Source organism: Streptomyces sp. SID13666 (genome assembly GCF_010548325.1).
Lineage (GTDB): Bacteria > Actinomycetota > Actinomycetes > Streptomycetales > Streptomycetaceae > Actinacidiphila > Actinacidiphila fildesensis.
The window spans coordinates 1-12,665 of record NZ_JAAGLX010000033.1 but is presented as its reverse complement, the minus strand read 5'-3'; the positions used below and the strand labels follow the sequence as shown (position 1 = coordinate 12,665).

Here is a 12,665-nt window from a genome sequence, read left to right as displayed (position 1 = left end):
ACCGGCGGAATCCCTACCGCGGTTCCCGCTCCGGGAGGGGACCGTCGCCGGGTTGATGGGCGGAGACGGCGATGGTCTCCTTGCGGAAGAACGCGGGGCGGATCACCCGGTAGACGAGCATCAGAATGCCGCCGAGCACCAGCGCGCCGATACCGGTGACGAAGACTCCGCCGAACGTCCAGTGCGGCGGGAACGGCAGGGTCCACGAGGTGCTGCCGTAGTCCGAGGCGGAGTACACCACGCAGGCGTTGATGAAGAAGTACAGCAACAGGACGCCGCCGATCCCCGGCATGATCCCCTTGCCCCACAGATCGCGCGGGCTCCGGGTCAGCACCTTGCGGTAGTACCAGACACAGGCGAACCCGGTGAGCCCGTAGTAGAAGGCGATCATCAGGCCCACCGAACCGATGGAGTCGGCCAGCACGTTCTCACTGACGCGGGTCAGCATCACGTAGAAGGCGATGGAGGCCAGTCCCATGCCCACCGTCGACCAGGTCGGGGTGAGGAACCGGGGGTGCATCCGGGCGAACCGGTCCGGGATCGCCTTGAACGCGGCCATCGAGAGCGTGGTGCGCGCCGTCGGCAGGATGGTGGTCTGGGTGGAGGCCGCGGCCGAGGTGAGCACCATGAAGATCAGGAGTTTGGTGGCGAAGCCGCCCCAGCCCCCGGTACCGAAGACCTCGTTCCCGAGGCTGGACAGCACGTCCCCGGAGTTGTCGGGGTTGGCGAGCCCGATGCCCTTGTCCCCGACCCCGGCGAAGGCCTGCGCGGACACGGTGACCACGACGTAGACGAGCAGCAGGATGACGGTGGACATGACCGCGGCCCGGCCCGGGGTACGGCCGCGGTCCTTGGTCTCCTCGTTGACCGACACGGCCGTGTCCCAGCCCCAGTAGATGAAGATTCCGGCGAGGATGCCCTTGGTGAGGGCGTCCAGGGAGTCGATCTTGGCGGGGTTGAACCACGACCACGAGACCTCCGTCGCCACGCTCGGCGCCGTTCCCCCGTACACCTTGACCAGCGCGGTGATGGCCAGCAGGAAGAGCACCACGATCTCGATGGTGAGCAGCACCTTCTGCAGGTTGGCCGAGAGCTCGATGCCGATGTAGCAGATCAGCGTCATCACGGCGATCCACAGCACGCCGACCACGGTGACCCACGTGGTGTTCTGGGCCAGCCCGTCGGCGCCGATGAGCTGGAAGCCGTAGGCCCCGGCGATCTGGGCCAGATTCGCCATGACGATGATGTCGGCGGCGATGATGCCCCAGCCGCCCATCCAGCCGGTCCGCGGGCCGAAGGCCCTGGAGGCCCAGGTGAAGGTGGTGCCGCAGTCCGGGTCCGCCTCGTTGAGCTGCTTGTACGCGTAGGCGATCAGGAACATCGGGATGAAGGCCAGGATGATCACGATCGGTGACTGGAACCCGACGACCGCGACGATGACCCCGAGGGTCGCCGCGAGACTGTAGGCGGGCGCCGTCGAGGCCAGGCCGATCACCATGCTGGAGAACAGCCCCAGCGCGCCGTCCTTGAGCCCCTTCTCCGTCGATCCAGGTCCCGACGGAGGCCGGGCCGCAGGAGGGGGAGGGACAACAGGTACACCCATAACGGCCGCCTCCGGTCAAAGAAGCACACCCCACGCATTTCCACAATGGACCGCTTCCCCGCAGGTCCGCAACCCAAAGGCGCTAGGCCGGGTCCGACACATACCGGCGTCCGCCCGAAGAGCGTGCGTGCCAGGCGCCCCGGGCTGGGGGCACCTCCCAGCCGTAGCTGGGGGAGGGATTTGCCAGACCCGGCCTAGGCCGGGTCCGAGGGCGCTTCGCGCAGGCCGGTGTCCGCCGGGGCGTCGTGCGGGGCGCTCAGCGGCAGCAGCCGGGGGCGCTTCGCCGTGCGGCCGTCGCCGGAGGACCGGCCGCGCAGCCGGCGTCCGAGCCAGGGGCCGAGGAACGCGGTCGCCCAGCGCAGTTCGGCCGCCGCGGTCTGCCGCCGGGTGGGGGCCGCCTGGGGCGGCAGCGGGTGGGTCCACGCGTCGCTGCTGCCCGGCAGCCGGACGGCGTCGGCGATGGCCGCTGCGATCCGCTCGTGGCCGAGGGGGCTGGCGTGGAGCCGGTCCACGGTCCACATGCGCGGGTCGGTGGTGACGGGAGGCGCGGCGGTTTCGGCGACCGAGACGCCGTGCCGGGCGGCCGCGGTGCGGATCCGGTCGTTGAGGTCGAGGACGCGGGACGCGAGGGGCCGGGCGAGCGGTGCGATCTTCCCGATGTCGGGGAAGGTGAGGGTGACCACGTGGGCTCCGGAGGCGGTGAGCGCGGCGAACATCTCCTCCAGCTGCCCGGCCACCTCCGCGGCGTCGAACCGGGGCCTGAGCAGGTCGTTGACCCCGGCGACCACGGTGGCCAGGTCGGGGCGCAGAGCCAGGGCGGGCTCCAGCTGTTCGGCGCGGACCTGGCCGGCGACGCGTCCTCGTACGGCCAGATTCGCGTACTGAAGGCCGGGGTTGACGGCCCTGAGGTGCTCCGCGAACCGGTCGGCGAAGCCCCGCAGGCCGACGGTGTCGTCCCCGTCGCCGAGCCCTTCGGTCTGACTGTCACCCAGCGCGACGTAGCGCAGGTATTCACCGTTCGGCATGGGTCGACTGCCTATCCCGCAGCACGGCTGCGATCCGCAGGCACCAGTCCCGGTGGTCCTGCTCGAAGGCCAGGCCGCGCAGGCAGGTCAGATAGGGCCCGATCCGCTCGCCGTGGCGCAGGAACTCCTCCTCGTCGGCGTCGCCGCGCAGCTGGTGCAGCAGTGTGCCGAGGAGCTCGATCTTGGCCTCGGCCGCGGCGGCGCGCTCCTGGAGCTGTTCGAGCACGGGCGCGGTGCCGACGCGGTCGACGGCCTGGACCTTGACGAGGAGGTCGTCGCGGATCACCGAGGGCTTGGACGGGGCCGCGGCGAAGGCCTCCAGTTCGGCGAGGCCGGCGTCGGTGACGTGGAACATGCGCTTGTTGGGCCGGGACTCCTGGACCACCTGCCGGCCCGCGACGAGTCCTTCCTTCTCCAGCTTCGTCAGCTCGGCGTAGAGCTGCTGGGGCAGGGCGTGCCAGAAGTTCCCGACGCCGATGTCGAACGCCTTCGCCAGCTGGTATCCGCTGTACTCGCCGTCCAGCAGCGCCGCCAGCACGGCATGTCGCAAAGCCATCGAAGCGGCCCCTTCCCTTTCTCCGTCCGGCACCGCATCCTACCCAAGAACATGATTAGTCATATCCTTGAGTATCCGAACTCGGGGCACCTGCGTATCTGGAGGGGTCATGGAGACTGCCGAACGCTTCCGTACCGCCGTGGAGAAGCGCGATCTCGCCGCACTGGACGACCTGTTCACCGACGACATCCGCTTCTACAGCCCGGTGAAGTTCACGCCCTTCGAGGGCAAGGCCATGGTGTTGGGGCTCTTCGGCGTGCTGCTGCGCACCTTCGAGGACTTCCGCTACGTCGGACGGTTCGACGGCACGGCCGAGACCAGTACCGACGGCGCAGAGGCCCCGTCGGAGATCCTCGTCTTCCGGGCCACCGTGGACGGCAAGGAGATCCACGGCATCGACATGCTCCAGTTCGACGAGGCCGGCCGGGTCAAGGAGTTCACGGTGATGGTCCGTCCCCAGTCCGCCGTACAGGCCCTGGGCCAGGCGGTCCTCGCCGGCCTGGTCGCCGACGGCCTGGTCCCCGGGGGCGCCGCCCCGACCTCCTGACGCCCGGCCCCCTTCGCCCGGCCCCCTGACGCCCCGCCGTTCAGCAGTCCCGCAGGCCGGCCAGGGCCATGCCCTGTTCCCGGGGGTGGTCCATGGCCCCGGCCAGGGCGAGGGCGGTCCGGAACTGCTGCTCCGCCTCGGTGCGGCGGCCCGCTGCCGCGTAGGTGCTCCCGAGGCGGCTGCGGACCTCCATCTCCAGCGCCGTGCTGGTGTGCTCGTTGAGGGTGGAGAGGGCTTCGTGGTGGAGGGCGACGGCCGAGGGCAGATCGCCCTCGCCGTGCTCCGCGGCGCCGAGCCGCGACAGGCTCACCGCGCGCAGCGGCAGGTCCCCGACCTCCCGGGCCAGTTCTGCCGCCCGCCGGAGCAGGCCTCTGGCCTCCGCGTGCCGTCCGAGGTCGAGATGGACCTCGGCGGCGTGACACAGGGTCTTGCTGATCATCCTGGGCCGGTCGATCTTCTCGGCGAACGCGAGGGAGGTGGCGAAGTACGCGAGCGCGTCCTCGTAGCGCCCCTGATGGTGGTGGATGGCGCCGAGGTTGCAGGTCGACATCCCGCCCAGCCAGTCGTCGTCGAGCCGGGCCGCCAGCTCCACCACCTCACTCAGGTGGGCGACCGCCTCCCCGGTGCGGTCCAGCGACCGCTCCGAGGCGCCCATCCCGGCCAGCGCCCGCGCCTGTTCCCGCAGATCGCCCAGGCGGCGGGCGATGCGCAGTGCGTCGGTGAACCAGGCGTGCGCCTGCCGGAACCGCCCCTGGTAGATGTCGACGATGCCCATACAGCTCCGCAGGGAGGAGGGCATCCGCCGGTCATCGGCCGTGTCCGCGCAGGTCAGCGCGAGTTCCAGGGCCGACCGGCACTCGTGATAGCGCCCCTGGCGGACCAGATGATCGACCAGGCCCTCGGCGATCCAGCAGGCGTGGTCGACCTCCCCGGCGGTCACCGCGCAGGCCACCACATCGACCAGTTGGCAGGCCGCGGCGTCCAACCAGGCAGCGGCGGCCTGCCAGTCGGCGAACGGCGAGCCGGTGACGTCCGGTCCCGTCGGGAAGCCCTCGGGGCCCCAGTCGCTGGCGATCCGGCCGGCGGCCGTGTAGAGGTGCAGCACGGCGGCGCGGGCGGCCGCGGACTCCTCGGGCTCCGCGGCGGCGAGCCGCAGCGTGTGGTCCCGCACCAGGTCGTGCAGCCGGTAGCGGCCCGGCCGCGGCTGCTGCAGCAGACTCGCGTCGACCAGTTGTTCCAGGACGTCCTCGGCGTCCTCGCGGGAGCAACCCAGCATGACGGCCGGGGTGAGCGCGTCGAACCCGGCCGTCGGCGACAGGCCCAGCGCGCGGAAACCGCGCTGCGGCCCGGGCGCGAGCTGGTCGTAGGACATCCGGAAGGCCGCCTCCACGCTGCGGTCCTCGGCCCGCAGTTCACCGAGGCGGCGCTCGTCGTCCGACAGCCGGTCCACCAGGTGGGCCAGCGTCCAGGACCGGCGGTTCTGCAGCCGGGCCCCGGTGATCCGCAGCGCCAGCGGCAGACCGCCGCAGCGCCGGGCGAGTTCCCGCGCGGCCTCCGGCTCCCGGTCCGCGCGCGCCTCGCCGAGGAGGTGCCGGAGCAGCGCGACCCCCTCGCCCGTGCCGAGCGGCTCCACGGTGAGCCGCAGGTCGGCGTCGAGCCCGGACAGCCGCTGCCGGCCCACCACCAGCACCCTGCTGCCCGGCCCGGCGGGCAGCAGCGGGCGCACCAGCTCGGCGCTGGGAGCGTCGTCCACGACCAGCAGCAGCCGCAGCGAACTCGTCGCCGCACGCCAGGCCGTCACCAGCTCGTCCAGCTCGTCCGGCAGTTCACCGTCGGCGCTCCCGACCGCGCGCAGCAGCCGGTGCAGCGTCCGCTGCGGTCCTGCGCTCTCCTGGCCGGTGCCGTACGCGTGCAGGTCCACGAACAGGCAGCCGTCCGGGTACTGGTCGCGGAGCGTCCAGGCGGCGCGGACCACCAGCGCGGTCTTGCCGACACCCGCCGTGCCGTCCACGGCCGCCACGGACACGGCGCCGGCGGACGCGGGCGCGGTGAGCAGAGCGAGTTCGGCCTCGCGGCCGACCAGGCAGGCGGTGTCCCCGGGCAGTTCGTTCCGCCGCGGCGCGGGGCGCGCGGGCGCCGACCCGGCCGCGCGCTGCCGCACCACCCGGCCGAGCAGCAGCCCGTCGTCCCGGCGCAGGACGCCCTGGTGCACCCGGCGCAGTTCCTCGCCGGGCTCCACCCCCAGCTCGTCGAGGAGCCGGTCCCGTGTCTCCCCGTAGACGGCCAGCGCCTCGACCTGCCGGTCGCTGCCGTACAGCGCGCGCATCCGAAGCGCGGCGAGCGGTTCGTCGTACGGCCGGGCCGCGGCCGGCACCACGAGGCCGTCCAGGGCGTCCGTGTACCGGCCGAGCAGCACCAGACACTCCAGTCGCTCCCGTTCGAGCGTGCGCCGGTGCTGCGCCAGCCGCTGCCGTTCGGCGTCCGCGAACGGCCCCAGCAGACCGGTCAGCGGCTCGCCGCGGAACAACCCGAGGGCCAGGGCGAAGTTGTCGAGGGCGGCCGCGGGATCGCCGGCGGCCTGCGCGCGCCGGGCGCCGCCGGCCCGCTCGGCCAGCTCGTCGACGTCCCTCCGTGCCCCGCCGGCCACGAAGCGGTAGCCGCCGCGCTCGCTGCGGATCAACGACTCGGCAGGACCGGCATCCCGCGTGTCCAGCAGCTTCCGCAGCGGATAGACGTAACTCGGCAGGACCCGATGGCCCGTTCCCGGAGGATCGGCTCCCCAGACGTCGTCGAGCAGCTGCTGGTGGGTGACGAGGGTGCCCGGCCGCAGGACCAGCGCGGCCAGCACTTCCTGCCGCCGTACCGGACCGAGTTCGAGCGGTGCGTCGCCCCTGGTGGCTCTGGCCGGCCCGAGCAGGTCGATCTGTAGCCACCCCGTTGAATCTGCGCCCACCCCGTAGTCCTCCGCGTCCCCCGATTCAGCAAGATTTCATCAGCATTGCAGCGCCTCGCGGAAGACTTTGGCAAGTGCGTGGGGTACCGGTGCGCCTTCGTCCCGGACCCGGCCCACGGGACTGGCCTGCGCCGTTCCCTATGCCGAGAACCGGACGGAAAGCGAACTGCCCCGTGAGTGAGACCCCGCAGAACCCCATGGACCCCCGGCAGGGCCCTTACCGGACCGACCCCACCCAGCCGCTCGGGCAGGGGACGCCGGCAGGGCAGGGGATGCCGGGAGGGCCGGGCTGGGGACCGGCGGCGCAGCCCCCGGGGCAGCTGCCGCCGCCGGTCCCGGCCCAGCCGCCGGGCGCGCCCTCGGCCTGGTCGCAGCACCTCCCGCCGACCCCGCCGCAGTACGGACCGCCGAACGGGGGGCGGCCGGGCGGGAGTGGGAAGGCCTGGCTGATCGGCGGCGCCGTGCTCGTCGTGGCCGCGATCGTCGGCGTGATCATCGCCACATCCGGGGGCGATGACAAGAACGCCGCGTCGGGGAGTCCGTCCGGTGCCCCGGGCGACGGCAAGCTTCCGTCGCAGGCCCCGGCGGGACGGACGTTCACCCACGTCCCCGATGGGTGCCGGCTGATCAAGGAGGCCACCATCGCGAGCATCGCGCCCGGAACCGAGTGCAAGCCGTCGCAGTTCGACAACACGACCATGGCAGCGATGATCACCAAGATGCCGAGCTGGGACACTCCCTCCGGTTCCGGCGGCCGGCTGCTGCATCTGCGGGTGCACCTCACGGTCAGCCCCGGAGCGAAGGGCATGTACGACATGGACAAGTCGACCGCTCTCAACGCCCTGAAGGACATGCGCACGACCACCGATTCCCGGTCGCTCACCGGTCTCGGCGAAGAGGCCTACGTCGTCCACGCCGTCGACAAGGACATGGGGGGCCTGGCAGAGGCAACGGTGATCGTCCACGAGGGCAACGCCGCGTTCTCCGTGAGTTTCGGCTATGACACCTCGGACTCCGGCCCACGCCAGCAACAGTCCGAGGACGCCGCCGTCGCCGCCGCCCGCGACGTACTCGGCTCCCTCAGCTGACCCGCCGTCACGACACCGTGCGGACACCGGCGTACGGCGCCAACGACCCCACCGCCCCGCGACAGCGCACCACCATCCAGGAACAGGGGCAGGAACAGCGGCAACCGCAGTCGCAGAGCCCAGGCCGGATCGGCCCCTACGAGGTCCTCCAACTCCTGGGCGAGGGCGGCATGGGCAGGGTCTTCCTGGCCAGGTCGCCGGGATCGCGGCTGGTCGCGCTGAAGGTGATCCGGCCCGAGTACACCGAGGCGCCGGACTTCCGCGGGCGCTTCCGGCGCGAGGCCGACGCCGCCCGGAAGGTGAGCGGGTTCTTCACCCCGCCGGTGCTCGACGCCGACGCGGGCGCCGAGCAGCCGTGGCTGGCCACCGCCTACATCCCCGCGCCGTCCCTGCACGACGCCGTGGCGCGCTTCGGCCCGCTGTCCGAGCCGGCCCTGCGGGCCCTCGGCGCCGGACTCGCCGAGGCGCTGCTGACGATCCACGCCGCCGGCATCGTCCACCGCGACCTCAAACCGGGGAACGTGCTCCTGGCCCACGACGGGCCCCGTGTCATCGACTTCGGGATCAGCCGGGTGGCGGAGGCGACCCAGGTGACCCGGACGAACGCTGTGATGGGAACGCCCGGATTCATGGCTCCGGAGCAGATCGCGTCGAGCCGCGAGACCGGACCGGCGGCCGATGTCTTCTCCCTCGGCTGCGTCCTGGCGTTCGCGGCCACCGGCGGGGGTCCCTTCGGCACCGGGAGCACGCCCGGGATCCTCTACCGGGCCGTCCACGCCCCGGCGCGACTGGACGGGGTACCCGACGCTCTGCGTCCCCTGGTCGCGGTCTGTCTGGACAAGGAGCCCGCCCGCAGGCCGTCCGTCACCGCGCTGCTGACCGCACTGGGTCCGGTCGAACCCTCCTCACTGCTCACCCCGGGCCTGCTGGCGGACATCGCCGCACGGGAAGCGAGCGCCGCCGCCCTGCTGGCCGTACCCCCGATCCCCGTCGGCCCGCCGGACACGGCGGCCCCGGGCGGGCCGAGCCGCCGCCGCTTCCTGTGGATCGCCGCCGGCGGCACCGCCGGGGCCGCCGCGAGCGCCACGGCCCTGATCGACCGGAGGTCGAAGCCCGGGCGCACCCCGGGCGGCGCCCCCGGCAGCGCGGGCACCACGATCCGGCCCGGCGCCAAGGTGGCGGCGGGACCGAAGCCGCAGTGGTCGATGCCGCTGCAGCAACTGCAGGCCGGCGCGCACCTGGAGCTCCTCGGGGGCACCCTCGTGCACTGGGACAAGACCACCGCGACCGGCTACGACTCCGCGACCGGACAGAAGCGCTGGACGGCCGACCCCCGGGTGCCGTCCGACGTCTCCGGCAAGCTCGAGTGGCTCGGCGTGCGGGGATCGACGCTGTTCGCCTCGGCCTGGGGCGGCGAGCGCGGCCATCTGCTCGGCGTGGACGGCGGCGGCACCCTGCGGTTCACCCACGCGGTCACCGGGCCGGAGGACGGGGACTCCTACGCCGACTCCATTCACGACGTCTTCTTCGTCGCCCGCTCGGTCGCCCTGATCGGAACCAGCGGCGACAGGGCCTACCAGGTGCGCGCCGTGGACCTCGTCACCGGGAAGCTGCTGTGGTCCCACAAGGTGAAGGGCAGCGACTTCCACGCCTACTCCGACGGGGTCGGCTGCTTTCTGCACGACGGCAGTGACGTCCACGGAGTGGATCTGCGGAGCGGCGCGGTGCGGTGGACGGTCCGTGACGTCGTCAGGCCCGGCGACTACCCGGGCCTGGCCAGCGACGGGAAGGCACTGCTCCTCACCAGCGTCAAGGTGCAGGCGTTCCGCGCTTCGGACGGCCACCGCCTGTGGACCGCAGTCAACTCGACGACCACGCTCAACCCCACCACGGTCCTGGGACAGCGGGCCTACGTGGTCGCCGAGGGCCAGGGCACCGTCTTCGCCCTCGATACGGGCAGCGGCGACCAGGTGTGGCACACCGCGAGTCCGCTGACCCTCGACCCGCAGAACTCGCTGAACCCTGGCCCCGCCGTCTCCACGTCCCTGGTGGCGGTCCCGCTGTTCGCCGCAGGCGACACCCCGGGCTTCCTCGTCCTGCGCGCCTCCGACGGCAAGCTGCTCTGGGCGCACCAGCCCTCCGGCGCCGAATCCGCGAGCAAGAACGCGTGGTTGCTGCAGGCCGTCGGCAGCACCGTCTACGCCGCGTCCGACACCACCCTCTACGCGTTCCGGAGCGACACCTCATGACCAGCCCGATGGCCACGCCGGCCACCCCGGCCGCCGGCTCCGCCCCGCACATCGGGCCGTACCGGGTGATCCGGGAACTCGGCGCGGGCGGCATGGGCCGGGTGTACCTGGCCGCCTCGCGCAGCGGGCGCGCCGTCGCCGTCAAGGTCGTCCGTCCCGAGCTGACCTCCGATCCCGGCTTCCGGCGGCGCTTCACGGCAGAGGTGGACGCCGCCCGCGCGGTCGGCGGCGCCTTCACCGCGCCCGTCGTCGACGCCGACCCCGAAGGACCGCAGCCCTGGCTGGCCACCGAGTACATCCCCGGCCCCTCGCTCAGCGAAGCGATCCAGGCCCATGGGCCCATGCCGGAAGCCACCCTGCGCGTGCTCGGCGCCGGGCTGGCCGAGGCGCTGGCCGCCATCCACCGCGTGGGGCTGATCCACCGCGACCTCAAGCCGTCCAACATCCTGCTGGCCCGCGACGGGCCCCGGGTCATCGACTTCGGCATCAGCCGGGCCGTCGACGGGACGGTGCTCACCGCGGACGGCCAGATCATCGGGTCACCCGGCTACATGTCGCCCGAGCAGTCGACGGGGGCCGAACTCACGCCCGCCAGCGATGTGTTCTCGCTCGGCAGCGTGCTGGCCTTCGCCGGTACCGGAGCCCCGCCCTTCGGTACCGGCGCGGCGCACGCGCTGCTCTACCGCACATCCCACGAGGAACCACGGCTGGAGGGCGTGCCCTACGCACTGCTCGGCATCCTCACCGCCTGCCTCGACAAGGACCCGGCCCGGCGCCCGGCCGTCGGGCAACTGCAGGTGTGGCTGCGTACGGTGACCACCGCGGGCTGGCTCGGCGCCGTCGAGCTGCAGGTGAACGCGTCGGAGCGGTACCTCCACGAAGCGGTGAGGACGCCCCTGTTCAGCAGGCGCCGGCTGCTGGCCGGCGCCCGGGTGCTCGCCGTGGCCGCGGCCGCCGGAGGCACCGCGCTGCTGCTCCGCTCAGGCGGCCGGGGCGCGACCGCCACTCCCGAACTGTCCTGGAGCGCGGACCTCCCGCAGCCCGACATGGCCCTGCGGGCGGTCACGCCGTCCGCGCTGCTCTGCGCCGGGAAGACCTCGGGCGCCTGCTACGACCGGAGCACCGGCAACGCGCTCTGGAAGGACCTGAGCGGCCAGAACACGGCCGCCATCGCGGACGACAGACACGTCTACACGGTACGGACCGACGGAAAGATCCACGCGCTCGACGTCCGGTCCGGGAAACAGCTGTGGGAACGGCCCGCGACCGCGACCGGCGCACCGCACCTGGAGTTCGCCAATGGTTCGCTGCTCGTGGCCATGGTCGACAGCGGGCACTTCCAGGGCCTCGACGCGTCGACCGGCGCCGAGCGGTGGAAGTCGCCGGAAGGTGACGGCATCGCGGTCACCGGCACCACCCGGGCGGGCGGCCTGGTCCTCTGGGGCAGCACCTCGCAGACGTCCACGACCGCGAGTCTCCGCGGATACACCACCGTCGCTCCGGACACAGGCGCCCGGCTGTGGGCGAAGGACCTCGTCGCCCTCTACCCGCCGTCCGAGGGCGATGTGCTCTACGCCCTCGACGGCGCCATGAACCTGCTCGCCCTCAAGGCCGCCGACGGCGCCACCCTCTGGAGCCGCGCCACCAGCCTGCCGCCCACGAACAGCCAAATCCTCGCCTATGACGGGTCCTTGGAGCTGCACCGGGGAACCCTGTACTGCTACCCGGGCACCGATGCCTCGGGAGCGGTCAGCGGCCTGCTCGCGGCCTTCGACCCGTCGACGGGAAAGTCCCTGTGGAGTGTGCAGACGGCCGCCCGCGGAAACCGGGGCTACGACCGGTCCGGCGCGACCGTCTGCTACCTCGACTCGACCCTGCACGCCGTCGACGCGCTGACCGGAGCACCCCGCTGGACCGCGGGCTCCGGCCTCGGCACACTCCAGTTCCTGGGCTCCGCACGCGGCCTCTTCCTCGCCGCGGCACCGGGAGGCCTCTACGGTTTCCACGCCGGCACCGGAAAACAGGTCTGGCACTACCCGGTCAGCGGCGGATCCGGCTACTGGGCGGCGTTCCCCGTCGACGACCAGCTCTACGTGAGCAGCTCGGGCAAACTCCTCTGCTTCTCGGTACCCGCGGCGTGACCGGGCCCGTGTGACGGGCGGGCCCGGCCACCGGGACAGTTCTCAGCGCCAGTTGGCGATGTTGACGTTCTCCAGGATGCCGAGGGCGTCGGGGACGAGTACCGCGGCGGAGTAGTAGGTGCTGACGAGGTAGCTGATGATGGCCTTCTCGCTCAGTCCCATGAACCGCACATTGAGTCCGGGCTCGTACTCGTCGGGGATGCCGGTCTGGCGCAGGCCGATGACGCCCTGGTTGTCCTCCCCGGTACGCACCGCGATGATCGAGCTGGTGCGGGCCTCACTGATCGGGATCTTTCCGCAGCTGAGGATGGGCACGCCGCGCCAGGCGAGAACACTGCTGCCGTCGACTTCGGCGTTGCCGGGGTAGAGGCCTTTACGGGTCCATTCGCGGCCGATGGCGGCGATGGTGCGGGGGTGGGCGAGCAGGAAGCGGGTGCCGCGGCGGCGGCTGATGAGTTCGTCGAGGTCGTCGGGGAGCGGGGGGCCGGCGTGCGGCTGGATCC

General features: G+C 72.4%; 8 protein-coding genes and 1 pseudogene. 4 read left to right on the top strand and 5 right to left on the bottom strand.

The features are described from left to right. Positions 1-13 precede the first annotated feature (13 nt). From G3I60_RS31420 to G3I60_RS31410, 3 genes are all read right to left on the bottom strand, one after another. Positions 14-1,603 carry an APC family permease gene (locus G3I60_RS31420; RefSeq protein WP_164296295.1) on the bottom strand — a complete coding sequence of 530 codons (1,590 nt, stop codon included), beginning with the start codon at positions 1,601-1,603 and terminating at the stop codon, positions 14-16. Positions 1,604-1,797: 194 nt separating this feature from the next. Next, positions 1,798-2,628, bottom strand: a complete 831-nt coding sequence (locus G3I60_RS31415; protein ID WP_164608051.1) for an SGNH/GDSL hydrolase family protein — start codon at positions 2,626-2,628, stop codon at positions 1,798-1,800. After that, complete coding sequence (locus G3I60_RS31410) at positions 2,615-3,184, bottom strand: PadR family transcriptional regulator (RefSeq protein WP_164296291.1); 570 nt, start codon at positions 3,182-3,184, stop codon at positions 2,615-2,617. The genes G3I60_RS31415 and G3I60_RS31410 overlap by 14 nt, the downstream gene beginning before the upstream one ends. Before the next feature lie 109 nt (positions 3,185-3,293). Here G3I60_RS31410 and G3I60_RS31405 point away from each other — a divergent pair, with 109 nt between their 5' ends. Then, positions 3,294-3,731, top strand: coding sequence for a nuclear transport factor 2 family protein (locus G3I60_RS31405; RefSeq protein ID WP_138357007.1), 438 nt, complete (start codon positions 3,294-3,296; stop codon positions 3,729-3,731). Positions 3,732-3,771: 40 nt separating this feature from the next. Here the strand turns inward: G3I60_RS31405 and G3I60_RS31400 are convergent, their stop codons facing one another. Then, positions 3,772-6,684 carry a BTAD domain-containing putative transcriptional regulator gene (locus G3I60_RS31400; protein ID WP_343241981.1) on the bottom strand — a complete coding sequence of 971 codons (2,913 nt, stop codon included), beginning with the start codon at positions 6,682-6,684 and terminating at the stop codon, positions 3,772-3,774. 173 nt (positions 6,685-6,857) lie between these two features. On the opposite strand from G3I60_RS31400, the gene G3I60_RS31395 reads away from it, so the two are divergent. From G3I60_RS31395 to G3I60_RS31385, 3 genes are read left to right on the top strand one after another with little or no spacing between them, the layout of a single operon-like run. Then, positions 6,858-7,772, top strand: coding sequence for a hypothetical protein (locus G3I60_RS31395; protein WP_239070499.1), 915 nt, complete (start codon positions 6,858-6,860; stop codon positions 7,770-7,772). A 17-nt stretch (positions 7,773-7,789) separates the two neighbouring features. After that, on the top strand, positions 7,790-10,021 hold the full coding sequence (locus G3I60_RS31390) for a serine/threonine-protein kinase (RefSeq protein WP_164608049.1): 2,232 nt from the start codon (positions 7,790-7,792) through the stop codon (positions 10,019-10,021). Further along, on the top strand, positions 10,018-12,162 hold the full coding sequence (locus G3I60_RS31385; RefSeq protein WP_164608047.1) for a PQQ-binding-like beta-propeller repeat protein: 2,145 nt from the start codon (positions 10,018-10,020) through the stop codon (positions 12,160-12,162). Before G3I60_RS31390 ends, G3I60_RS31385 begins: the two co-directional genes overlap by 4 nt. 42 nt (positions 12,163-12,204) lie before the next feature. Here the strand turns inward: G3I60_RS31385 and G3I60_RS31380 are convergent. Continuing rightward, positions 12,205-12,665: pseudogene (locus tag G3I60_RS31380) on the bottom strand (Crp/Fnr family transcriptional regulator); the annotation flags it as partial.